This window comes from Picosynechococcus sp. PCC 73109, assembly GCF_001521855.1.
In the GTDB taxonomy this organism is placed as follows: Bacteria; Cyanobacteriota; Cyanobacteriia; order Cyanobacteriales; family MRBY01; genus MRBY01.
Map to the genome: position 1 here is coordinate 1,795,352 of NZ_CP013998.1, position 22,240 is coordinate 1,817,591.

Sequence of the window (22,240 nt, forward strand, 5' to 3'; positions counted from 1 at the left end):
CTATCTTCCTACTTATTTATCCAAGAGACTTCTTTGAGTATTGGCGATCCCTGATCCCATTTGTGGTTTCTCTGGGTCTGCTTCAGGATTCAAATCGATGGTGCCTGGATCCTTCGGGTCATCTTCAAAGAAGATCAGTTGTAAAAATTGCCATACAGCCTGGAATTTACCGAAGATTGAATTGGTTTGTCTCACCCTCTCCGCCACGGCATAGGCTTCTTGTTCCATTTGTCTCAGTTCTGAGTAGAGTCGGTCTTTTTTGATGGTGGTTCTTTCTAAATTCTGAATTAAAGTTGTAATCTCCTGGTTAGCCGCATCGAGTTGACGCTCAAGTTGGATTTTTTCATCGCTCTTTAAGACCAATTGTCCTTCTAGGGTGTCGATATCCGTTTCCAGGATTTCTATTTGGTCTCTGTATTTCTCCGTCCAACTTTGGAGGGCACCCCGAGAAATTCGCAGGGATTTAATTACCTCAATGGCGTCTTGAAATGCTTGATCCTCTGGTTTTTCCTTTGCCAGTTGATACAGTTCTTGAACTTTTTCTTCAAATCCTTCTTTCACGCAGCCTCTCCATACACTTACTTCCCTTAAGGATATTGGGAGAGCGCGATTAGTCTCAATCTTGCTTTAATGTTCTTAAGAAACGTTCCGAAAAATTCACTGCTTTTTGTCGCGCAAAAAATATTTCAACATTTATCTCCCCTCAGTCAATTTTTCCTAGATGATGTTGGCGATCGCCAAAGAGATTCTTTATATTTCCTTAAGATTTGGCCGGGTTTCTTGTGGAAAACTTTCGTTTTTTTGTGGAAAAAGAACTGTTTTTGTGGAAAAAGCCTTAAAAAGGGACCAAAGCCAATCCCCCCGACTGGAAAAAATCACAATAGGGGGGCGATCGCCAAAAATTTTAAAACCTTTAGAATAAAGCACCGCCGCCCAGGACGCCACCAACGGCTTGGAGCAAGAAAATTGCCACAATGGGGGATAGATCCAGCCCACCGAGGGGCGGAATAAACGAACGGAACAGGTTAAGGTAGGGGTCGGTCACAGGGCTCAGAAAACCCATCACTTGCATTGCCCAATCTGCGGTCTGAAACCAACTGAGAAGAATGCGGACAATGAGAAGCAGAAGATAAATCTGGATAAAGTTTCCGAGGCTGACTCGTAATAGTTCGGCTGCCATGTTCCTGTTACCGTATAAAAAACTGAAGACCTGACAATGGGGTCTTTGTCGTTCATCTTAACCGATGTTGCAGAATTGCTTGGGTACGGATATCAAGAATTGGGGTTCAATGGCTCCTGACCATTGTGGGGATGTAATACCGTCATTTGTTGGCGGACATCGTCAATGGCACCATTCAGTTGGGCAATCTTATTCTCCAGGCTGCGACGGGCCATTTCCATCCCTTCTTCGGTGTCAAAGCTGAGAGGTTCTTCTTCCTCTGACCACTGGGCCTGACGCGGGGCATTATTGTCTTTCACTTTCGAAGCGGCGATCGCCCCGGCAATACCCCCCACAACACCACCAAAAATAGTGCCTAACAGGAACCCCGTCCCAAATCCATCGCGTTGACTCATAGGAAACCAAAACCCTTGATTCTTCTCAGTGCTACTTTAAGCTTAACGGTTGGGGATCGCTCTTGACTAGGGTGAGTTTGCAAAGATTTTTGCCAGGGAATGACCCTTGCCTGGAGATTTATTTTTTGTCTCCTGACGTGCCAGCGTTAGAGGTCAGTGAGTACCAAAGGTGCGATCGCCGGCATCCCCGAGACCAGGCACGATAAAGCCTTGATCATTCAGTTCTTGGTCGATCATCGCCGTATAAATTTGTAGGGCAGGATAGTCTAAACTCAGTTTCTGGAGGGCTGGTGGAGCAGCAACCACAGAAATAATGCGCACATTCTCCATGGCAATGCCGCGTTTTGTCACTTCAGCCATGGCCGCCGTGATCGTCCCCCCTGTTGCCAACATCGGATCGAGGAGCAGCAGGCGAGTTTCTGGGTCAAATTGCGCTGGCAAATTATTTAGATAGCAAGCCACCTCAAGGGTTTGTTCGTCCCGCCGATAGCCGAGGTGGTAGGTGGCCGCAATGTTGGGGATCACCTCCTGGGCTCCTTCCATTAAACTAAGTCCGGCCCGCAGAATGGGAATTGCAATAAGCGGCGTTTGGGGATGGATTAAGGTGGCTGGGGCCTGGGCGAGGGGGGTTTCAACGGCGGCATCGAGGGTGGGCAACCAATAGCGACAGGCTTCGTAGGTGAGCCATTTCCCCAGTTCTTTCATGGCCGTTTTAAACAGGGGGGTGGGGGTATTGGTTTCCCTGGCGATCGCCAACCAATGTTTGAGGAGGGGATGATCAGGCACAAAAACCCGGAGTTGCGAAGCCATAGACGTTTTGCATCAAGAAAGAACCGTCCTTTAGACTAGCATAAGCTTTTAGATGAAACCCGATGCGCGTCCCCACCTATCCCCACGATCAGTTTGCGATCGCCTTTGCTCCCCTCTCCTTTGATGCGGTGTATCGTCTCGCCGAAGACCCCGGTAGTGGGGCCGTGGTGGTGATGAGTGGCACCGTCCGGAATCGCAGCGATGGCAAGGCTGTCCATTATCTCGAATATCAAGCCTACGAACCGATGGCGATCGCCATTTTCCAACAAATTGCCCACGACATCCGCCAACAGTGGCCCGACACAAATCGAGTCGTGATTCACCACCGCATCGGCAAGCTGGAAATCGGCGAAATTAGCGTTCTGGTTGCCGCTAGTTGTCCCCACCGGGCCGAAGCCTTTGCCGCCTGTCGCTACGGCATTGATACGATCAAACACAATGCCCCGATCTGGAAAAAGGAATTTTTTGCCGGGGGCATGAGCGAATGGGTGCAGGGTTGCCGCACTGCTGAGGGGTGTTAATCCTTCCTGACAGATACCCTTGTAACCGTTTGAAGAAAGTTTAGGTGATCGCGTATGATGGGACGCTGGTTCACATAAGGAAATCGCGGATATGGCACGTCGTTTAGCACTATTGAGCGTCTCAGACAAAACTGGCATCGTCGAATTTGCCCGGCAACTCGTAGAAGAATTTGAATTTGACATCATCAGTAGCGGCGGCACCGCCAAAGCCCTCAAGGATGCAGGCGTCCCCGTCACCAAAGTCAGCGATTACACCGGTTCCCCAGAAATCCTCGGTGGCCGTGTGAAAACTCTCCATCCCAAGATCCACGGGGGCATCCTCGCTCGCCAGGACTTCCCTGAACATTTACAAGACTTAGACGACAATAATATTCGGCCCCTCAGCCTCGTCGCGGTAAATCTTTATCCCTTCGAGCAGACCATTGCCAAAGCGGGTGTAACTGTTCCCGAAGCCGTTGAACAAATTGATATCGGTGGCCCCGCAATGCTCCGGGCAGCGGCGAAAAATTTCGGGAGCCTTACGGTCATTTCTAATCCCCGCTATTACGACGAATATTTAACGGAACTGCGCAATAACAGCGGCACTGCCACGATTGAATTCCGGCAACGCATGGCCGGGGAAACCTTTGCTCTCACCTGTGCCTACGACCAGGCCATTTCCAGCTATTTTGCTAGCACCGTGAATGCTGAAGCAGACTTACCCCAACGCTTAGGGATCAGCGGGGAAGCCGTCCAAACCCTCCGTTACGGCGAAAATCCTCACCAAAAGGCTACTTGGTACAAGACCGGCACCCAAGTTAGTGGTTGGGCCGCCGCTAAAAAACTCCAGGGCAAGGAACTCAGCTACAACAATCTCGTGGATCTCGAAGCGGCACGACGGATCATTGCGGAATTCCCCGATGGCGATCCTGCCGTCGCAATTCTCAAGCATACTAATCCCTGTGGTGTTGCCCTGGGTTCGACATTGCGAGAAGCTTACGAAAAAGCCTTTGCCGCTGATTCTGTGTCTGCTTTTGGGGGCATTGTCGCCCTAAATAAACCCCTCGATGGCCCCACCGCCGAAGCCATGGGGAAAGTCTTTTTAGAATGTGTGGTCGCCCCTGACTGCACCCCAGAAGCCAGAGAAATCATTGCGAAGAAGAAAAATCTGCGGGTTTTAACCCTCTCCGATCTGCTCACTGGCCCGACCCAAACCCTAAAGGCGATCGCCGGTGGCTTTTTAGCCCAGGATGCCGACATTCAAATTGAAGACCCCAAGGATTGGCAGTGCGTCACGGAGAAGCAACCCAGCGAAGCGGATCTCGCGGAATTATTCTTCGCCTGGAAGCTTTGCAAGCACGTTAAATCCAACGCAATTCTTGTTTCCAAGGATCGCACTACCGTCGGTGTTGGCGCAGGTCAGATGAACCGAGTCGGTGCCGCAAAAATTGCCTTTGAACAGGCGGGCGAAAAGGCCCAGGGCGCGTATCTGGCCAGTGATGCTTTCTTTCCCTTCGATGATTCGGTACGGAGTGCGGCCGCAGCAGGAATTAAGGCGATCGTTCAACCGGGTGGTTCCATTCGGGACGAAGATTCGATCAAGGCGGCTAATGAGTTGGGGCTGATCATGATGTTCACAGGTGCCCGCCATTTCCTCCACTAGGATTTCGTATTGAAACAAAGCGAGCAGGTGTGTCGTAAAACTTTTGATGCACCTTTTTTTATTGCCTATTTGAGCCTACTTGATCAGTTCCACAGCGTCGCGGCCATCTAAATCCTGGAGATAAACTTTAACTTTTTCGTCTTTGGCGGTGGGGAGCTTTTTCCCGGTAAAATCCGGCTGAATTGGCAGTTGGCGGTGACCCCGATCCACTAAAACCGCTAGGCGGATCACTTCCGGGCGACCATAATCATTCACGGCATTGAGGGCGGCGCGGATGGTACGACCTTTATAAATCACATCATCAATCAGGACGAGATTCTTGCCATTCAGATCAAAGGGAATATCTGTTTTTGAGGGTGTGCGTACCCGAATTTGGTCGAGGTCATCGCGATAAAACGTGATATCAAGGGCACCGACGGGCACCGCAATGCCTTCGAGGGTTTCAATTTGCCTGGCGATATTTTCAGCAAGGGGAACACCACGGGTATGGATTCCCAGCAAGGCTAAATCAGTCAAATCCCCCGCTTTTTCGACAATTTGTGAGGCGAGACGGGTGATGGTGCGACGCATCTCTTCGGCGGATAAAATTTCGATGACGCTCTTTGTCATGGGCTCATTCTAAGCAAAGTATTGCCATTGTAGAGCTTGTTTCGGGTCGATGGGAATCAACAAGATACGGGGCTGTAACCGTTAGAAAAATTCATAAAGCACGGCGTTTTAGCGGCGAAAATGCCATGCTAGAGGTAGATTAGGGGGCAGTAACGCTCGATTTTTCTGCTTTTTGACCTAGCAAATAAGATAAAAGCTGCTGCCGAAAGGCGATCGCCTTTTACTTAATCAATCCTGGGCTTAGGCCAGATATTAAGCTGATTAACCTTAAATGAGACGTAGATTTTGTCGATAAATCCCAGACACGCCTGAGCCTTGCTGCACCTCAACCACTTTGAAGTTGCCACGGAGGTTTCCGATGTTTCTCAACCACGCCCCAGAACAGGTCTTGATCGAAGTGCTGAACCTGCCTGAATTATGGGATCCGTTCAAAACGAAAGTTTGGGCCCGTGCCCATGCCGGGGAAGAAATGCAAGATCCGGAATTTTATCCGAAAGCTGAACTTATTTTCCCTTCGGGGGAATCCCTCCCCAAAGCTTGGATTGATCCCCACTATCGCGCCAATGTCCCGATGCCAGAGCATTTGTCTGCCGCTGCGACAACGGGTTAAGTGGGTCTTCTTTTTAAAAAAATTCCATTGAGCTTTTGAGGCTCTCCCCGTCATTGTTGTGGATTAAGGGAGAGTTTTTTTATGCTCAGTGAGGAAATTAGCCACAGAAATCGCCATAAAAAAAGAGGGCCAGTGAGCTAACTTTCACGGCACCCTCTATTTCCTTACAAATCAATTTGGCCGATTACTTAGGAATCACAAAGTTCACCAATTTGTTCGGGACAACGATCACTTTCTTAATTTCTTTGCCCGCAATATAGCGTTGGGCAATGTCGGAAGCTGTGGCAGTTTTCTCTAGATCCGCTTTGCTAATCCCTGCTGGTACTTGGATTGTCCCCCGGGTTTTACCGAGGATCTGGATCACGATGGTAATTTCGTCCACTGTCAGGGCCGCTTCATCCAACTGTGGGAAGGGAACGGTGTGGATCGATTCACTGTGACCGAGATTTGACCAAAGTTCATCGGCGATGTGGGGCGCAAAGGGAGCCAGTAGTAAAATCAGCGTTTCGATCGCCTCTTTGTACACAGGAGAATCCACGCATTTCACGTCTTTGATCGCGTTATTAAGCTTCATCAGTTCGGCGATCGCCGTATTAAATTGATAGTCCCCTTCGAGGTCTTCTTGAATTTCTTTAATCGCAGTGTGCACGGCCCGACGCAGATCTTTTTCTGCCTTAGACAGTTCGCCTGTCGCTTTAACACTAGTTTCTGCCGCTTCGTAGCCAGCGACTAAATTCCAAATCCGGTTCAAAAAGCGGAATTGTCCTTCCACATCGGCATCGTCCCACTCTAGATCCTTTTCGGGGGGCGCTTTAAAGAGAATGAACATCCGCGCCGTATCTGCACCGTATTTGTCTAAGACCAACGCTGGATCGACGCCATTGTATTTTGACTTCGACATTTTTTCGTAGAAGCCTGTGAGCGGTTCGCCGGTTTCTGGATCTTTGGGATCATTGGGATCAACTTGATCAGCGGGCACATATTTATTCGTGCGGGAATTTTTGTAGGTCAATGCCTGCACCATCCCCTGGGTTAACAAACGCTTGAAAGGTTCATCTACGCTCACCAGTTGGCGATCGCGCACCACCTTTGTAAAGAAACGGGAGTAGAGCAGGTGGAGAATCGCGTGTTCAATGCCGCCGACGTATTGATCCACAGCCATCCAATCGTTGACTGGATCGAGGGCGAAGGGTTTTTCGGTATTGTTGGCGTCGGTGTAGCGCAGAAAATACCAGGAGGAGTCAATGAAGGTATCCATCGTATCCGTTTCCCGGCGGGCCGCTTTCCCGCAACAGGGACAGTCCACCGCCTGCCAGTCTGCCATCTGGGCCAAGGGCGAACCACCCCGCGCCGAAAATTCCACATCTTCGGGCAATACGACAGGGAGATCACTGTCCGGCACTGGCACCACACCACAGTCATCACAGTAAATCATCGGGATCGGGCAGCCCCAGTACCGCTGTCGAGAAATTAGCCAATCCCGCAGGCGATACTGAATTTGTTCTCGACCGAAACCGTTTTCGGCGGCAAATTTGGCGATCGCCTTTTTCCCTTCGGTAGAAACTAAGCCATCAAACTGGCCGCTATTCACCATAATGCCCGCATCGGTATAAGCCTCTGTGAGTGCCGCCGTCGTGTCGCCCCCTTCCGGAATAATTACTGTTTTGATCGGTAAATTATTTTCCTTGGCAAACTTAAAGTCACGGCTATCGTGGGCCGGAACCCCCATCACTGCCCCTGTGCCATATTCATACAATACATAATTGGCGATTAGAATCGGCACTGCTTCCCCCGTGAAAGGATTCGTTACCATCCCTCCGGTTGCCACCCCTTTTTTCGGCTTATCATCGGCGGTGCGATCCTGTTCGCTTTCCTGGCTCACCTCAGCGATAAACGCATCCACGGCAGCTTTTTGTGCGGGCGTTGTCACCTGGGCCACGAGGGGATGTTCCGGCGCGAGGACAACGTAGGTGACCCCAAAGACCGTATCTGGGCGAGTGGTAAACACAGCCACTTTTTCGTCGCTACCGACAACGGGAAATTCCAAGTGCGCCCCGGTGGATTTACCGATCCAATTTTCTTGCATTAATTTCACCCGTTCCGGCCAACCGTCGAGGGTATTGAGATCCTGGAGAAGTTCTTCGGCGTAGTCGGTGATCTTCAGGAACCATTGGCGCAGCAATTTTTTCTCAACGATCGCCCCTGACCGCCAGGAACGACCTTCCGCGTCTACTTGTTCGTTGGCTAGTACCGTTTGGTCAATGGGGTCCCAGTTCACTGCCGCTTCTTTTTGGTAGGCTAATCCAGCTTTGTAGAACTGCAAAAAGAGCCATTGTGTCCATTTGTAATAGTCGGGGGAACAGGTCGCGACTTCCCGATCCCAATCGATAGAAAGGCCCAACTGTTTGAGTTGCTCGCGCATTTGAGCAATATTTTGATACGTCCATTTCGCAGGCGGAATCCCCCGGTCGATGGCGGCATTTTCTGCGGGTAGCCCGAAAGCGTCCCAACCCATGGGATGGAGTACCCGATAGCCTTGCATTCTTTTGTAGCGGGCAATGACATCGGTGATTACATAGTTGCGCACATGACCCATGTGGAGCTTGCCGGAGGGGTAGGGAAACATCGACAGAGCGTAAAATTTTGGCTTGTCACTTTGACTAGGGGTTTTGTCTAAGCCAAGCTCTAGCCATTGCTGTTGCCATTTCGCTTCAATATCGGCAGCACTATATCGCGTTTCCACTCTTGATTCTCCGTGTTGTAAGGGTCAGTGGCTTATTTTAACCCCCGAATGGGTGGGTTGCTGCCCAGAAAAGAAGAGGATTTTTCCGTAGGCGATCGCCTTTATTCTCGCCTCGGAAAAAGATCGGGCACAATGGGAAATAGGGCCACAGGAGAAAAGATGTCGCCAAGCGATCGCCAATGTAATGCACGTTCTTCTTGAGCAAAGATCAAGAAATTGAGAAAACATCGACAAGTCTATCCTGGAAGTTGATGATGGATAATTGGAAAACCACTTTTTGAAATAGACAGCTTTTCATCAATCACTGGAAGCGTTGGAGAAGATTACCCATGGTGAAGCACATTTATCGGCTAGGGATTGTCGCTGTGTTGTTGGGTTTAAGCGCCTGTGAGGTAACCATTGGATCGGATCCGCAAACGCCCTCGGCAGAGGATGTGACCGCCCAAGAGCCGCCAGCAAATACGGCAACCCGGTCTGAGGCCAGTGACGAGGGGAGCGCTGAAACAGGCACTGGTGGAGGGATCGCAACATCAAGACCGACGCAACCGCAACCCCCGGTACAACCCCAATCACCGCCACAACCCGTTGCCCAAACCTCAACCAGCTTTGAAACCCGCTGTGGCTGGTTCTCGAATCCGACTCCCGGCAATATTTCTCTCTACGATGCCGACCGCGAATGGATCATTGGCGTTCAAGGGGGGCACCAGGTAGCAACAGACTGGAACTGGCCGAATTTTGCGCCGGATCAGTGGGTGGTGACCAATGTTGGCAGTTACGGCTATGGTTGCGCTTGCATGGATGTGCGGACGAACCCAGCGGCAGGAACCATCAATGACATCCGCAATGTGCGCGCCCAGGCGATCGCCATTTGTCAGCAGGATCCGGCCCTTAATCGCTGGGCAAATCTTTTTCTATAAAATTTTGACCTCAGTTCAGCAGGATTAAAAATTTTCGGAGTTTGCTCAGTCGAATGATGAAAAAAACATATGTTTACCCTGAAGAGTCTCACCTGTTTTGTTATCTGAACGAGCAAAAATTCCGAGATAATTACCGTAAGGAATCTCCAACCTTGAACGATTGTTGCGTGTTCTCAGTGAGATGAAGGACCAACGGTTGGTCTACATATATAAAGTTGACTGAGAAGCTTAGAGAGTCATACTTAAATAAGACTTCTGTCAAAAATTAAAGTTTTAATTGTCTAGCAAAATTAGCATGCAAGATCCAAGGGGTTTGAGCCGTCAAGACTATTTCACAGTTTGCTAGATAATCTTGCTGTGCTTGCTGGTCTAATTGAGTTATCAAACTTTGCTGTTTTTGTCCTTGACCTAGACCACTTTGAATGAGAATCTTATGCATCTCTAGAAAAGCTTGTGACTTGGCTGAAATCAAATGTCGATTTGCCCCAATACCCGCTGCTTTATACGTATCCATAACAGTTATTTCACCATCTCCATCGGTATCTTTGGGCATGGCAACATGTAACATAAAATAAAATAAAAATAAATTCGCCAACCAAGGGGCTTGAGGTTGAAAGTGCTTAAAATCGACTATTCCTGAAAAATTAATAAGGGAGCTTATACTAACATTCAATGATGTTGCGCCAATAATACATATTTCCGGAGTAGTATTTCCTATTGACTGATTACTGCTACGAGCTTCTAAGAAATTGAATGTGCCAGCAAAACATTGGCCTAAGACAATCAAACAGCTTTTGACATTGAGCTGTTTAATGTTAGTTAGTAAGAAGTATGGAGAAATGTCATTAATTGCCGCAATTCCATTCTGACTCCCGTGCCCAGTTACTACAACTACAAGATTTGTGTTAACACGAGTGTTTAGCTCAGATCCAATGTTAGAGGTGGGAAAGATACTTATGCTAGGGGGAAATCCATAAGCATTAACAACCCCCATACCACTTGGTTCATCTATGAAAGCTAGGATATTCTGATGATCAATACCACGGAATTCTAGACATGAAATAGCAAATTGTATGTCACTAAGGAAGCGTTCCTCATCAGAACCACTTATCAAGACCCATAAGGTCTCTGTGTTTAATAAATTCATTATTGAGGAAGATGGATTCAAAAACAAAGATTAGGAACAGAGGCTATTACGGGGACATCTTGAATATCAACCTTCCCCTTTATTTTAAAATTTCCTTGCGCTTGCGGTACCCGATCTAGAGGTTCCCCATTTTCGCTCAGTAAAAATATTTCTTGGGCCCCTGTTCGTAAAGCATAGAAAACTTGAGGATTTTCTGAATCGGAAACTTCATACAACGTATATTTACCTAACCCAATCAATCTAAAAACATTAACTGGAAGCCCATTTAACTGACTCTTAGAAACAGATTTTATGTGAATCATGTCGAACATCCTCCTAAGATTCTTGGTTTTGTCTAGTTGCGACTTTGAAAAAAACTCTTCAGGGCTTTCCAAAGTTTTGTACAACCTTTCTAGTTCGACATATTGAGGATTCCCTATTTTTTCGTGAACTTGAGTAATTTTGCTCACTACATGATTTTCTTGCGTCGTTTTGCTGGTCTTTCAGAAAAATCATGTTAGGATCTTTTTGCATGCCGAAACACGCTGATTAAAATCAGCGTCTGACGCGCTCGAAGGTAAACAGGATCCCGGTGTGGAAACTGAGTCCTGTTTCCTTCTTAACAAATGTGGGGTGTGATGGTTCTGGCTGCGGCTTCCTATCCAACGGCCAAGGGGTTCGATTCCCCTGCACTCCACTAAACCTACAAAGTGAGGTTCTATATGTCTAATGATGGATCGACAGATCCCAACGCGCAAGTTTATGTAGGATCAAGCAACTTGAAGAGGGATAACGAGTATTCAAGTAGCTACTTAGAAGACTCACCCAATACACGTGAAAGACTTACAAAGCAGGAAGCCTTTGAGCTGGGAAGAGAGATACGAGCATATGCTCTAGCCTCGGATAAGCCTGTAACCACAAATGACATCATCGCAAAGTTCTCAAAGTGCAAAGAAGGATTTGCTCGGAACAAGTTAAATGAACTCGTCAAGCAGGGCAAAATGAAGGCTGAAATGTTGCAAGGTCTCAAAGTTTTCACTAGGGTACGTCATCAGGAAATTACAGATACACTCTCTCAATCTAAGGGTGAGACTGAAAAAGAGAGCTCTCCCAAAGAAAAAGAGCTTTACGAAAAAGCATTAATTATTCCCAACAGACTAGAGAACTCAGAATTGCAAGCCGCAATAAATTGTATTGATAATAAAATTAAAAAAATTAAGGGAAAAATTGAAAGAGGAAAAATTAAAATTCAAGATCTTGAAAAAGCAAAACTTCATCTTCTGGAAAAAGAACAGGACTAAACAGTCATAAAGTCTCTTGCATGACCACCTCTTACGCAGAAATGTATCTTTCAGGGCGTTTTTATCTCCAGTCCAGTATAGTTGGTGCCTGAAAATCTCCCATGTTTTATCTATCTCAAGCCCATCTCGAACGCTTCCAACGCTGCCCGCCAGCCTTCCAAGCCCTTTATCTGGAGCAACTGACGGCTCCCAACAACCCCAATTATCTGGAAAATCAACAGTGGGGCATCCGGTTTCACCAGGCGATGCAACAACTCCAGCTAGGCTTGCCCCCAGCGCAAATTACCACAGACCCCAATCTCCACCAGAGTCTTCAAGCCCTACTCACCGCCCAACCCCAACTCCTCGACCAACAGCAACAAACTGCCGCCGAATACCGCCGCACCCTGATGATAGACGATTTTCTGCTCACCATTATTTGTGATTGGATCAATTTTGGTGCTGACACCCTCCAGATTTACGACTGGAAAACCTACCGTCAACCCCGCCAAAGCGATGATCTAAAAGACCACTGGCAAACGAAGCTCTATCTTTATGTCATGGCCGAGACCACGGGTTATCAGCCTGAACAACTCGCGATGACTTACTGGTTTATTGCCCCAGGCCAACCGCCCCAATCCCTGACGTTTCAATATGATCAGACTTGGCATCAGCACATCCACACTGAACTGGTCGCCTTGCTGACCCAAATGCAACGGGATTTAGAGCAATACTTTCAAGATGGTACGCCTTTGCACCATGGCGATCGCCAAATTTGCCCCCATTGCCCACCCCACCAGCATTTGTCTAGGGCTGAAACCTTAGATTTTCTCAGCGGGAAAAGCCTAGAGGACTTTCTGGGGGAGATTGAAGCAGTACAATTGTAGACGCACCATTCATCCAGAAGCACAAACCCCAGACCAGATTTATGGCGACAGAATTGCACACAGAGCTAGAAGAAGCCGTCCGATTGCGACGGAATTTTGCGATCATCTCCCACCCGGACGCGGGTAAAACCACCCTCACCGAAAAACTTTTGTTGTACGGAGGTGCCATTCACGAAGCCGGAGCCGTCAAAGCCCGCCGGGAACAGCGCAAAGTTACCTCTGACTGGATGGAGATGGAACAACAACGGGGGATTTCCATTACCTCGACGGTGCTGCAATTTTTATATAACGGCTATCAAATTAATCTGCTGGATACCCCTGGTCACCAAGACTTTAGTGAAGATACTTACCGTACCCTTGCAGCGGCGGATAATGCGGTGATGCTGGTGGATGCGGCCAAGGGTCTAGAGACCCAAACCCGTAAATTATTTGAAGTCTGCAAACTGCGATCGCTGCCCATTTTTACCTTTATCAACAAGCTAGACCGTCCGGGGCGAGAACCCCTAGAACTCCTCGATGAAATTGAACAGGAACTGGGTCTGCAAACCTATGCGGTCAATTGGCCGATTGGCATGGGAGACAGATTTCAGGGAGTTTATGATCGTCGGTTAAAGGAAGTGCATTTATTTGAACGGACGGCCCACGGCACTAAGGCCGCCACGGAAACCATTTATAAAATTGACGATCCGGCCCTCGAAGGTATTTTAGATGCGGATCTTTACGAGCAACTCCAGGAAGAGTTAGAAATTCTCGAAGAAATTGGCGCAGATTTTGACTTAGAAGCGATCCATGCGGGCAAGCAAACTCCCATTTTCTTTGGCAGTGCAATGACCAATTTTGGGGTGCAACTTTTCCTCAGTGCGTTCCTAGAATATGCCCTGAAGCCGGAGCCCCGTGCTTCTAGCCTCGGTGATTTGGAACCGACGTACCCGGAATTTACTGGGTTTGTCTTTAAGCTCCAGGCAAATATGGATCCGAAACACCGCGATCGCGTCGCCTTTGTGCGAGTCTGTACCGGGAAATTTGAAAAGGATATGACCGTCAGCCATGCCCGCACCGGGAAAACAGTGCGCCTATCCCGTCCCCAGAAGCTTTTTGCCCAGGGCCGCGAATCCCTCGAAGAAGCCTATGCGGGGGATGTAATTGGTTTGAACAATCCGGGGGTGTTTGCCATTGGCGATACGATTTATTGCGGCAAAAAATTGGAATATGAAGGCATTCCCTGCTTCTCGCCGGAACTATTCGCCTATTTAAAAAATCCCAATCCTTCTAAATTCAAACAATTCCAAAAAGGAGTGAAGGAACTCCAGGAGGAAGGCGCCGTGCAAATCATGTATTCCGCCGATGAATTTAAGCGGGAACCCATCCTTGCAGCGGTGGGACAACTGCAATTTGAGGTGGTGCAACATCGTCTCAGAAGCGAATATGGCGTAGATAGCAAGCTCGAGCCGATCCCCTATAGTGTGGCGCGCTGGGTCACCAATGGTTGGGAAGCCCTGGAAAAGGCGGGCAAAATTTTTAATACGATGATCGTCAAAGATCTCTGGGAACGGCCAGTGATTCTCTTTAAAAATGAGTGGAATCTTCACCAAATTCAAGGGGATCATCCGCACCTAAAATTGTCGGCGATCGCCCCCATTGGTTCTTCTGTTAAATGATGTTTCGCTTGGTAAAAGCCCATGGCAATTCAACTGAAAAAAGGCAACCGCATTTCCCTCAAAAAAGAAGCCCCTGGCCTCAAGAAAGTGATGCTTGGCCTCGGCTGGGACATGGCAACCAGCAATTCAGGGGGCGGTTTCCTCGGCATTTTTAAAAAGCCCGCCGGTAGCATTGACCTCGACTCCGGGGTTTTATGCTTAGATTCCCAAGGGAAACTCAACAGTGCCAGTGACTTTGTGTATTACGCCAATCTTAATCACAAATCTGGGGCGATCGCCCACCAAGGGGACAACCTCACTGGCGCAGGCGAAGGGGATGACGAGCAAATTTTTGTCGATTTAGAGCAGGTGCCTGCAACGATCCAAAGCTTGTTATTTACCGTCACCATTTACCAAGGCCGACAACGGGGCCAAGAATTTGGGCAGATCAAAAATGCCTTCGTGCGCCTCGTTGACCTGAGCAACAACCAAGAGATCGCTCATTACAAACTGTCTGGGGAAACCTACCAAGGCAAAACTGGGATGTTGATGGCCGAGTTACGCCGGGAGGAAAACGGCTGGGCGATGACTGCCCTTGGTGATGGCCTTGACCCCCAGGATGCTGAAAATCTGCTCAAAAAATATCGCTAACTGATCAGCTATTTTTTACCTGCACGATAAAAAGGTTTTTTCACCACCTGGGCTGGGTACTGTTTCCCGCGGATTTCTACGGTGACAGCTTGACCGACTTTGCTAAATTCCAACGGGAGATAAGCTAAGGCGATCGCCTTTTCGAGGGTGGGGGACATCGTCCCACTGGTCACAAGGCCCACTGCTTCACCATTCACGAGCACAGGATAGTCATGGCGAGCGATACCGCGCCCCTGCATCTCTAGGCCCACCAAACGCCGTTGAACACCTGCTGCTTTTTGGGTCTGCAAAATATCCTTAGCGATAAACTCATCTTTTTCTTGCCAGTGGATCAGCCACCCCAAACCCGCTTCCAAGGGTGTTGTGTCGTCGTTCATGTCCTGACCATAGAGGTGTAACCCGGCCTCCAGTCGCAGCGTATCCCGTGCCCCCAAACCACAGGGCATCACCCCCGCATCGATTAAAGCGCTCCAAAGTTTTTTCCCTGCTGTCGGCGCGACCATCACCTCAAAGCCATCTTCGCCAGTGTAGCCAGTCCGGGCAATAAAAGCCGTTTCCTCGAAAATTTGTCCTTGACCGTGGTTAAACAGCTTCAAGGTCGCTAAGTCTAAATTTTCCACAAAAGGTTGCAGGGCTTTCTCCGCCTGGGGGCCTTGGATCGCCAGCAAGATATTTTCTTGGGAGACATCCGTTAAAGTGATCCCCTGCTCTGTCAAATGGTGCGTTAACCAGTCCCAATCCTTCTGGGTGGTAGCCGCATTCACAATCAAAAAGCCCTGGCGATCGCCCTGGTGATAATAGATCACATCATCGATGATGCCGCCGTGATCATTAAGTAGCACTGTGTATTGCGCTTGACCGGGAGCAAGTCGTGCCAGATTTGAAGGTACCAGTTTTTGCATGGCTGCAATGAGGTTTTCCCCAGCCAACTGAAACTTGCCCATGTGGGAAATATCAAACATTCCCGCTTCTGTGCGCACCGCCTGATGCTCCACCTTTAGGCCTTTGTATTGCACGGCCATCTCCCAACCAGAAAACGGTACAAATTTGGCACCCGCTGCAATGGCGAGGTCATGGAGGGGCGTGCGCTGTAAAGTCATAGGGGCTTCATCTAAGAGACATCACCACCAATGATACGAGGTTCTTAGAACGGAATCTCATCGTCCGGGGCAACTGGCACAGGTGGACGGCCTTGGACAACGGGGGTAGTTGGTGGTTCGGGGACAGATGGCGGAGATTTTTCGGGTTCGCTAGGCAGCACAACCTGCACATCCGTTTCTTCTGGGGGGACAAAGTGAGTCAGTTCGATCACCTCTCCGTCAAACAATTCTGCAAACTGTTGGGCGATCGCCTGAATATCACCGGTCGTTTCTGGGATCTCTGCTGTGGCTGTGGGTTCAGGCGCTGATGCTGATTCAACGAGGGGAGGAACCGCTAGGGATGGTGGGGCGATCTCTCCGAGATCCGCTTTGCGGTGCGCCGTTGGTGTTGGTTCCGGAGGTTTTGGATCTGGTGCTGGTTTGGTTGGCGACCCTAGGGGCGGTGGGGCCATGGGCTGCGGAGTTTCCGTAACCGGGGGCGGCGGCATCTCGATAGGATTTCGCGCCGGAGAAATAACTGTTGGTGCTGGTGCAGGCGTAGATAAAATCGGGGTTACTGATGTTCCCCCCTGGCCATTTTCTAAACCATGGCCCACTTGTAAGGTCACCTTAAGGGGATTGCCACAGATTTTCTCAAAGGCTGCCTCAAGCTGGAGGGTTTTATTTTTGGCAATTTTGAGTAAATTGGCGCTTTTAATGCCGATGAGGGCGGTGTGCTCTGTAAGCTGGAGCAGTTTGCCATGGTCTCGAAACAAAGACTGGCTCAACAGGGGCAGTTGGCGCACAATGCCTTGCCATAGTTCCTCCCGTTCCAGGGCTGAAATTGTCGGGCTGGTGGTTGCAGGAGGTGAAGGTGATAAAGGGGGTGGCTCGGTGGGCTGAACCGTTGGAGGGATTACATCCTGGGACGGTGGCGCTTTGGCGATCGCCTTTGCTTCTGGTACAGGGGCCGGAACTTGGGGAACTTCGGGTTTGGGAGGAACTTGGTGAACTTGAGTGTCTACCGGAGAGGGGGGCGTTCCAGAGGCGTGGCCATTGGTTGCAGGGGGTGTTTCCCCAAAGGGATGGGGGATGTCCTGTGGAGGTGGCGGAGAAGTCGGCGGTGTCGCGGTAGGCTGCGTTTGTAGATTGATCTGAGTATTTAAAGGAGTGGTCGCGGTTCGAGTAGTTTGGGTCTGTCCAAAAGCAGCGGGAAGTAATCCCAACAGGGTAATTTCTAACCACAGACGCGGTTGGGTCGTATTTTTGAGTTGATATTCACTTTCTTTGAGGTGTTGCTGTCCCTGCAAAATGGTGGAAAGCTCCCACTGGTTGGCTTCCTGGCACAGGATTTCCCAAGTCGGTTGGGTCACAGCGATCAGATCTCCCCGTTGGGGGGCAGTTTTGGCAATGAGCAAATTTAGATAAAAGCTCGCCAAATTTTGCAGCACAACCAGGGGTTCCCGACCTCGGTTTAACAGGCTCCGGCATTGTTGAATAACTGCCTCTGGATCATTGCTGTGAATCACCTGGAGTAATTGCAATAGATCCCGCTCCGGCACGGCCCCTACTAAATCCCAGACCTTATCAGGAGTAATTTCACCGGACAACAAACTCAGCTGATCCAATAAACTTTCTGCATCCCGCAACCCTCCGTTGGCAATTTGCGCAATTAACGTCACCGATTCGAGGGGAATATCGATATTTTCTAAATGGGCAATTTTCCGTAGGTGGGCTACCATTGCATCGAGGGGAATGCGCCGATAGTCAAACCGTTGACAGCGGGAAATAATCGTTGGTAAAACCCTTTGGGGATCCGTTGTTGCCAGGACAAATACGACGTGGGCAGGGGGTTCTTCGAGGGTTTTCAATAGAGCATTGAACGCTGCCACACTCAACATATGGCATTCGTCGATGACATACACTTTGTAGCGACATTGCACTGGGGCAAACTGTGATCGCTCGATGAGTTCGCGGATATTATCAACGCCCGTATTACTCGCGGCGTCAATTTCAATCACATCTAAGGCTGACCCGTTGGCGATCGCCCGACAAACTTCACACTCGCCACAAGGGTGGGGCGTCGGTTGGGCTGCATTTAGACAATTTAGAGACTTAGCCAAGATCCGCGCACTGGAGGTTTTCCCTGTCCCCCGTGGCCCTGAGAATAAATAGGCTGGGGCAATGCGTCGCTGTTCAAGGGCATTACTCAAGGTTGTGGCGATCGCCTCTTGGCCAACCAACTGCGCAAAAGTCTGGGGACGATATTTGTGGTGGAGCGGTTCGTAGGCCATGGGAAACAACGAAAAATTCGGTAAAGGACGGCGATCAGTAAACAGTTATGGATCCAGCAGCAACGATAAAGAATCGATATCTAACGTCCAATGTCTAATATCTGGGGGTTAACAACATAAAATGGGTGAGTACAAGAACGACTAGAGCAAGCAAAAGGATTATTAAGGATATGGCGGGTTGGTTAAAAAAGCTATTTTCTCCCTCTCAGGGTCGGGGCCAAACACCCACCGTAGACCTTCCCCCCCTCACCGACGCAGACTTTGAATTTTTATTGGCGCAGCTCCTCCAGGGAATCTCGCGGGGGTGGCAGCCTGATCGCCTAGAAGTATTTATCGCTGATTTGGGGATTCGCGGTAAAGTCACCGCCTGGGAAGCATGGTTAGAACGCTACAGTACGCAAATACTAGCACAGGCACAACCCCCCCAACAACAACAGGTTGGCACACGACTGCTCTATATCAGTAATGCCTTTAAAAACTCACCAAAGCTACAGCGTTTCGCCCGTGCTTTCGGGGATACAGGGCAACAATTAGTGACCGGACGCGGAAAAATCGCCATTGAAATTTGGGAATATGCTGGTGCCGATCAACTCGCTGAGCAAGAAGTGGCCCCAGAAAATACCCCAACATCAGCACAACCCCAAGAAATATCCCCAGAAGTAGCAGAACCAGTTGCCACCCCCGAAGCAGAAATGATGGTGGAGCCCCTGCCTGAAACTCCGGAAACGATCAATCCAGAAGCATCAGAACCGCCAACCCAAGAGGCACCAGAGGAATTCACCCAAGAAGCCACAATCGAGGACACTCCTCCAACAATTGAGGCCTTATTTCAGGCTGGTCTGACAAAAGCCGATCAGGGGGACTTTGCCGGGGCGATCGCCGCCTGGGATGAGGTAATCGAACTTAATCCCACCATCGCGGCCGTGTGGCATAACCGGGGCAGTGCCTTTGGTCGCCTCAAGCAATATGACCAAGCCCTCGAATCCCTCAAACAAGCAATTCTGTTAGCCCCCGATAACGTTCTCATTTGGCGCGATCACAGTTATGTGCTCATGGCCCTTGAACAGTGGCAGGCGGCCCTCAAGAGCTGGAATACCACCATCGAATTGCAAGAAGACCTCACCGAAGCTTGGTATCAGCGGGGCCTCACCCTCGAACAACTCAACAAACTAGAAAACGCCCAAATCAACTACCGTCGCGTTTTGCATCTTGCGCCGGATTTTGCCCAGGCCCAGGAGCGTTTAGAGGCCATCGAAGCAGTGCTCAATGCCCCGTCCTCACCGCTACCGACAGATCCTTGGGCTGAATAATTAAGCGCGGCCACTGCTCTGTCCCCATCTCCATTGTTCTTTCCCCGTATTTCATGGCACAACAACGCACAATTGACCGCATTTATACCGACGGTGGCTGTATTCGCAATCCTGGCCCCGGTGGTTGGGGAGTGGTAATCCAGTTTACCGATGGCACCGTTCTGGAAATGGGCGATCGCCAACCCGAAACCACCAATAACCGCATGGAAATGCAAGCCGCAATCCAGGCTCTCGAATTTGTCCGCGACTGTCCCCAGCCAGAACCAGTACGCCTCTTTACCGATAGTAAATATGTCATCGACGGCATCACCAAATGGATTAAAGGCTGGCAAAAAAAGGGCTGGAAAACCGCCACCGGCAACCCCGTTTTAAATCAAGACCTCTGGCAGCAGCTCAATCAACTCAATCAACCGACCATCTCTTGGTGTCACGTCAAAGGCCATAGCGGTGAGGCGGGGAATGAACGGGCCGATGCGATCGCCAACGGCTTTGCCCGGGGTCAAGCTCCTAACCTACGCAGCCCCAATGCAACCAAAGATCTACCAAAATCTAGAGGTACGGCCACCAACAGCCCGCCACAATTGACGATAGATTACCCAAAATCTAACGTTGTAACGCCGAATCCATCCCCCCAAGAGCCCATGACAGATCTCACCAGCCTTGCCCCTGAAGACATTACCCTGCCCTACCATGAACGAGTTAAGCGCTTAACAGACCTCATCGAAAGTCTCCGTATTGCCGACGAAATTGCGGAAAATGGTTATTTTATTAGTAGTTCTGAGTTGGCAGATCTAATGGATGTAAATGCCAGCGCCGTCACCAGTCGGGGCCATGAATGGACTTGGCGCAATTGGATTGTCTCCCGGGTCAAACGAGAAGGTAATCAGATCCTTTGGCAACTCGACCGCATTATCGGTGATGAGACGACGACCTAAACTCACCTATGACCGGGGCACCCTGATCCTCCATCCCCCACCCCAGGGTAAAACTTGGCTAGATTTCGTCACTTGGGATGACCGCATTGAAAAATTTAGGCTCTCGGCCCAGGATTATCGCCCCCTCGTGGAACGGTTACGAAACGAAGGGGTGGATTTTATCGATGCGGCCCAACAATTTTCACCCCTAGATTTTGATCCGGCCTTCCCCCTCGAACCCTATCCCCACCAACGGGAAGCCTTGTTAGCCTGGAAAAAAGGCGATCGCCAGGGGGTTGTGGTCTTACCTACTGCTGCCGGAAAAACCTACCTCGCCCAACTGGCCATGGCCAGCACCCCCCGCACAACCTTGGTGGTGGTGCCTACACTCGATTTGATGCACCAATGGTATGCCCAGCTCAGCACCGCTTTTCCGAACATTGATGTGGGGCTGTTGGGGGGTGGTTCCCGCGATCGCACCCCTATCTTGATTGCCACCTACCACAGCGCCGCGATCCACGCAGAAACCCTCGGAAACCAATATGCCCTGATTATTTTCGATGAATGTCACCATTTACCCAGTGACTTTTTCCGGGCGATCGCCGAATATTCCATTGCCCCCTATCGTCTCGGTTTAACTGCCACCCCCGACCGGAGCGATGGCCGTGAGCAGGATCTAAAACACCTCATTGGGCCTGTCGTATATGACCGCACTCCCAGTTCCCTCTCCGGGAAAGCCCTAGCCGAGCACCAAATTATTCAGCTCAAAATTCCTCTAACCATCACCGAGGCCGACCAATATCAACAACTCATCGCCACCCGCAACCAATTTCTCCGGGACAATAATATCTATCTGGGTTCCCTCGAAGGGTGGCAAAATTTTGTTGCGCTCAGTTGTCGTTCCGCTGCGGGTCGCCGTGCCATGTTAGCCCACCGTCAGGCCAAAGATATCGCCGCTGGCACCGCCGGAAAATTGCGCACCCTCGCCCAGTTGATCGAGCGTCACTACCCCGAAAAAATTCTGATTTTCACCAACGATAACGCCACTGTTTATCGTATCTCCCAGGACTTTTTAATTCCCGCCATTACCCACCAGACTCCGGTCAAGGAACGGCACCAAATCCTCGAAAAATTTCGTCGCGAAACATACCATATCCTGGTGACTTCCCATGTTTTGAATGAGGGGGTTGATGTGCCCAATGCCCGGGTGGCGATTATTCTCTCCGGTAGTGGTTCGAGTCGAGAATATGTACAACGTTTAGGGCGAATTTTACGCAAAGGTAAATCATCGACAAAGTTGGCCCTTTTGTATGAATTGGTAGCAGAAAATACAAATGAAGAGCAACTTTCCCAACGGCGACGTTCTCCCCTTAACCAAACAAAGCAATCACTTACCTCTGTCAATTTAAACAGCAATTTACCACGGGTTGCAGAATCCCAGAATTCTTACAGAGCAAACTCTTCAGGAGAATCTACACCCCCCAAAGTTCCACCAGATTTAGGTCTTCCTGACGACTAAAATGCCCTTGATTTCGCCCATAAAGTGCCTCTTTTTACAAAGAAAACTGCTCAGAAAAATCGTTAACCAAATTATAACTTAATCTTTTTTAAACTTTGGAATTATAATGTAAGAAT

General features: G+C 49.6%; 22 protein-coding genes and 1 pseudogene. 13 read left to right on the top strand and 10 right to left on the bottom strand.

Going from position 1 to position 22,240, the window contains the following annotated elements:
- Positions 1–12: 12 nt before the first annotated feature.
- On the bottom strand, positions 13–561 hold the full coding sequence (locus tag AWQ23_RS08635; protein WP_062434470.1) for a hypothetical protein: 549 nt from the start codon (positions 559–561) through the stop codon (positions 13–15).
- Between the two features lie 160 nt (positions 562–721).
- Between AWQ23_RS08635 and AWQ23_RS16005 the strand changes: the two genes are divergently transcribed.
- Positions 722–922 (top strand): hypothetical protein, encoded by a 201-nt coding sequence (locus tag AWQ23_RS16005; RefSeq protein ID WP_157072208.1) that lies wholly within the window; start codon positions 722–724, stop codon positions 920–922.
- Here AWQ23_RS16005 and AWQ23_RS08645 read toward each other — a convergent pair.
- The 3 genes from AWQ23_RS08645 to upp form a co-directional block, all read right to left on the bottom strand.
- Entirely contained in the window at positions 914–1,180 is a 267-nt protein-coding gene (locus tag AWQ23_RS08645) for a YggT family protein (protein WP_012307299.1), read from the bottom strand. The two genes, AWQ23_RS16005 and AWQ23_RS08645, sit on opposite strands and share 9 nt — an antisense overlap.
- 92 nt (positions 1,181–1,272) lie before the next feature.
- Positions 1,273–1,575, bottom strand: a complete 303-nt coding sequence (locus AWQ23_RS08650; protein WP_062434476.1) for a hypothetical protein — start codon at positions 1,573–1,575, stop codon at positions 1,273–1,275.
- Positions 1,576–1,728: 153 nt separating this feature from the next.
- Positions 1,729–2,385, bottom strand: a complete 657-nt coding sequence (gene upp, locus AWQ23_RS08655; RefSeq protein ID WP_062434479.1) for a uracil phosphoribosyltransferase — start codon at positions 2,383–2,385, stop codon at positions 1,729–1,731.
- A 62-nt stretch (positions 2,386–2,447) separates the two neighbouring features.
- On the opposite strand from upp, the gene AWQ23_RS08660 reads away from it, so the two are divergent.
- Together AWQ23_RS08660 and purH are read left to right on the top strand one after the other, a co-directional pair.
- The gene (locus AWQ23_RS08660; RefSeq protein ID WP_062434482.1) at positions 2,448–2,906 is read left to right on the top strand and encodes a molybdenum cofactor biosynthesis protein MoaE; all 459 of its coding nucleotides are present in this window, start codon (positions 2,448–2,450) and stop codon (positions 2,904–2,906) included.
- Between the two features lie 91 nt (positions 2,907–2,997).
- Positions 2,998–4,548 carry a bifunctional phosphoribosylaminoimidazolecarboxamide formyltransferase/IMP cyclohydrolase gene (gene purH / locus AWQ23_RS08665; RefSeq protein WP_062434485.1) on the top strand — a complete coding sequence of 517 codons (1,551 nt, stop codon included), beginning with the start codon at positions 2,998–3,000 and terminating at the stop codon, positions 4,546–4,548.
- A gap of 75 nt (positions 4,549–4,623) precedes the next feature.
- On the opposite strand, the gene pyrR is transcribed toward purH, so the two are convergent.
- Entirely contained in the window at positions 4,624–5,157 is a 534-nt protein-coding gene (pyrR, locus tag AWQ23_RS08670) for a bifunctional pyr operon transcriptional regulator/uracil phosphoribosyltransferase PyrR (RefSeq protein WP_062434488.1), read from the bottom strand.
- A 358-nt stretch (positions 5,158–5,515) separates the two neighbouring features.
- Between pyrR and AWQ23_RS08675 the strand changes: the two genes are divergently transcribed.
- Positions 5,516–5,767 (top strand): hypothetical protein, encoded by a 252-nt coding sequence (locus tag AWQ23_RS08675; RefSeq protein ID WP_062434491.1) that lies wholly within the window; start codon positions 5,516–5,518, stop codon positions 5,765–5,767.
- A gap of 184 nt (positions 5,768–5,951) precedes the next feature.
- On the opposite strand, the gene leuS is transcribed toward AWQ23_RS08675, so the two are convergent.
- Positions 5,952–8,510 (bottom strand): leucine--tRNA ligase, encoded by a 2,559-nt coding sequence (gene leuS / locus AWQ23_RS08680; protein ID WP_062434495.1) that lies wholly within the window; start codon positions 8,508–8,510, stop codon positions 5,952–5,954.
- 329 nt (positions 8,511–8,839) lie between these two features.
- On the opposite strand from leuS, the gene AWQ23_RS08685 reads away from it, so the two are divergent.
- Positions 8,840–9,427 (top strand): DUF4087 domain-containing protein, encoded by a 588-nt coding sequence (locus tag AWQ23_RS08685; RefSeq protein ID WP_062434498.1) that lies wholly within the window; start codon positions 8,840–8,842, stop codon positions 9,425–9,427.
- A 265-nt stretch (positions 9,428–9,692) separates the two neighbouring features.
- On the opposite strand, the gene AWQ23_RS08690 is transcribed toward AWQ23_RS08685, so the two are convergent.
- Both AWQ23_RS08690 and AWQ23_RS08695 read right to left on the bottom strand, forming a co-directional pair.
- Complete coding sequence (locus AWQ23_RS08690; protein WP_062434500.1) at positions 9,693–10,574, bottom strand: hypothetical protein; 882 nt, start codon at positions 10,572–10,574, stop codon at positions 9,693–9,695.
- A gap of 17 nt (positions 10,575–10,591) precedes the next feature.
- Positions 10,592–11,023, bottom strand: a complete 432-nt coding sequence (locus AWQ23_RS08695; RefSeq protein WP_062434503.1) for a hypothetical protein — start codon at positions 11,021–11,023, stop codon at positions 10,592–10,594.
- A 252-nt stretch (positions 11,024–11,275) separates the two neighbouring features.
- Here AWQ23_RS08695 and AWQ23_RS08700 point away from each other — a divergent pair, with 252 nt between their 5' ends.
- From AWQ23_RS08700 to AWQ23_RS08715, 4 genes are all read left to right on the top strand, one after another.
- Entirely contained in the window at positions 11,276–11,854 is a 579-nt protein-coding gene (locus AWQ23_RS08700; RefSeq protein WP_062434506.1) for a hypothetical protein, read from the top strand.
- 101 nt (positions 11,855–11,955) lie between these two features.
- Positions 11,956–12,720 (top strand): PD-(D/E)XK nuclease family protein, encoded by a 765-nt coding sequence (locus AWQ23_RS08705; protein ID WP_062434508.1) that lies wholly within the window; start codon positions 11,956–11,958, stop codon positions 12,718–12,720.
- Between the two features lie 41 nt (positions 12,721–12,761).
- Positions 12,762–14,378, top strand: a complete 1,617-nt coding sequence (prfC, locus tag AWQ23_RS08710) for a peptide chain release factor 3 (RefSeq protein WP_062434511.1) — start codon at positions 12,762–12,764, stop codon at positions 14,376–14,378.
- A 21-nt stretch (positions 14,379–14,399) separates the two neighbouring features.
- The gene (locus AWQ23_RS08715) at positions 14,400–15,008 is read left to right on the top strand and encodes a TerD family protein (protein ID WP_062434515.1); all 609 of its coding nucleotides are present in this window, start codon (positions 14,400–14,402) and stop codon (positions 15,006–15,008) included.
- Between the two features lie 8 nt (positions 15,009–15,016).
- On the opposite strand, the gene gcvT is transcribed toward AWQ23_RS08715, so the two are convergent.
- Together gcvT and AWQ23_RS08725 are read right to left on the bottom strand one after the other, a co-directional pair.
- Complete coding sequence (gene gcvT, locus AWQ23_RS08720; protein ID WP_062434518.1) at positions 15,017–16,108, bottom strand: glycine cleavage system aminomethyltransferase GcvT; 1,092 nt, start codon at positions 16,106–16,108, stop codon at positions 15,017–15,019.
- Positions 16,109–16,152: 44 nt separating this feature from the next.
- On the bottom strand, positions 16,153–18,381 hold the full coding sequence (locus AWQ23_RS08725) for a DNA polymerase III subunit gamma/tau (RefSeq protein ID WP_062434521.1): 2,229 nt from the start codon (positions 18,379–18,381) through the stop codon (positions 16,153–16,155).
- Between the two features lie 170 nt (positions 18,382–18,551).
- Between AWQ23_RS08725 and AWQ23_RS08730 the strand changes: the two genes are divergently transcribed.
- From AWQ23_RS08730 to AWQ23_RS08740, 4 genes and pseudogenes are all read left to right on the top strand, one after another.
- A complete protein-coding gene (locus AWQ23_RS08730; protein ID WP_062434524.1) occupies positions 18,552–19,691 on the top strand; it encodes a tetratricopeptide repeat protein in 1,140 nt (379 codons plus the stop codon).
- Between the two features lie 53 nt (positions 19,692–19,744).
- Positions 19,745–20,170 (top strand): annotated as a pseudogene (gene rnhA / locus AWQ23_RS16495) (ribonuclease HI); the annotation flags it as partial.
- Between the two features lie 162 nt (positions 20,171–20,332).
- The gene (locus tag AWQ23_RS16500) at positions 20,333–20,626 is read left to right on the top strand and encodes a hypothetical protein (RefSeq protein ID WP_315862037.1); all 294 of its coding nucleotides are present in this window, start codon (positions 20,333–20,335) and stop codon (positions 20,624–20,626) included.
- Complete coding sequence (locus AWQ23_RS08740; RefSeq protein WP_062434529.1) at positions 20,610–22,124, top strand: DEAD/DEAH box helicase; 1,515 nt, start codon at positions 20,610–20,612, stop codon at positions 22,122–22,124. The genes AWQ23_RS16500 and AWQ23_RS08740 overlap by 17 nt, the downstream gene beginning before the upstream one ends.
- Positions 22,125–22,240 lie beyond the last annotated feature (116 nt).

Excerpts from the sequence above, each read along its gene's own strand:
- AWQ23_RS08690 (WP_062434500.1), bottom strand. The coding sequence starts at position 10,574 with ATGAATTTATTAAACACAGAGACCTTATGGGTCTTGATAAGTGGTTCT.
- AWQ23_RS08675 (WP_062434491.1), top strand. The coding sequence starts at position 5,516 with ATGTTTCTCAACCACGCCCCAGAACAGGTCTTGATCGAAGTGCTGAAC.
- pyrR (WP_062434488.1), bottom strand. The coding sequence starts at position 5,157 with ATGACAAAGAGCGTCATCGAAATTTTATCCGCCGAAGAGATGCGTCGC.
- AWQ23_RS08715 (WP_062434515.1), top strand. The coding sequence starts at position 14,400 with ATGGCAATTCAACTGAAAAAAGGCAACCGCATTTCCCTCAAAAAAGAA.
- prfC (WP_062434511.1), top strand. The coding sequence starts at position 12,762 with ATGGCGACAGAATTGCACACAGAGCTAGAAGAAGCCGTCCGATTGCGA.
- AWQ23_RS08725 (WP_062434521.1), bottom strand. The coding sequence starts at position 18,381 with ATGGCCTACGAACCGCTCCACCACAAATATCGTCCCCAGACTTTTGCG.
- purH (WP_062434485.1), top strand. The coding sequence starts at position 2,998 with ATGGCACGTCGTTTAGCACTATTGAGCGTCTCAGACAAAACTGGCATC.
- AWQ23_RS08730 (WP_062434524.1), top strand. The coding sequence starts at position 18,552 with ATGGCGGGTTGGTTAAAAAAGCTATTTTCTCCCTCTCAGGGTCGGGGC.
- AWQ23_RS16005 (WP_157072208.1), top strand. The coding sequence starts at position 722 with ATGATGTTGGCGATCGCCAAAGAGATTCTTTATATTTCCTTAAGATTT.
- upp (WP_062434479.1), bottom strand. The coding sequence starts at position 2,385 with ATGGCTTCGCAACTCCGGGTTTTTGTGCCTGATCATCCCCTCCTCAAA.
- gcvT (WP_062434518.1), bottom strand. The coding sequence starts at position 16,108 with ATGACTTTACAGCGCACGCCCCTCCATGACCTCGCCATTGCAGCGGGT.
- AWQ23_RS08700 (WP_062434506.1), top strand. The coding sequence starts at position 11,276 with ATGTCTAATGATGGATCGACAGATCCCAACGCGCAAGTTTATGTAGGA.
- AWQ23_RS08705 (WP_062434508.1), top strand. The coding sequence starts at position 11,956 with ATGTTTTATCTATCTCAAGCCCATCTCGAACGCTTCCAACGCTGCCCG.
- AWQ23_RS08645 (WP_012307299.1), bottom strand. The coding sequence starts at position 1,180 with ATGGCAGCCGAACTATTACGAGTCAGCCTCGGAAACTTTATCCAGATT.
- AWQ23_RS16500 (WP_315862037.1), top strand. The coding sequence starts at position 20,333 with ATGACAGATCTCACCAGCCTTGCCCCTGAAGACATTACCCTGCCCTAC.
- AWQ23_RS08660 (WP_062434482.1), top strand. The coding sequence starts at position 2,448 with ATGCGCGTCCCCACCTATCCCCACGATCAGTTTGCGATCGCCTTTGCT.
- AWQ23_RS08740 (WP_062434529.1), top strand. The coding sequence starts at position 20,610 with ATGAGACGACGACCTAAACTCACCTATGACCGGGGCACCCTGATCCTC.
- AWQ23_RS08650 (WP_062434476.1), bottom strand. The coding sequence starts at position 1,575 with ATGAGTCAACGCGATGGATTTGGGACGGGGTTCCTGTTAGGCACTATT.
- AWQ23_RS08685 (WP_062434498.1), top strand. The coding sequence starts at position 8,840 with ATGGTGAAGCACATTTATCGGCTAGGGATTGTCGCTGTGTTGTTGGGT.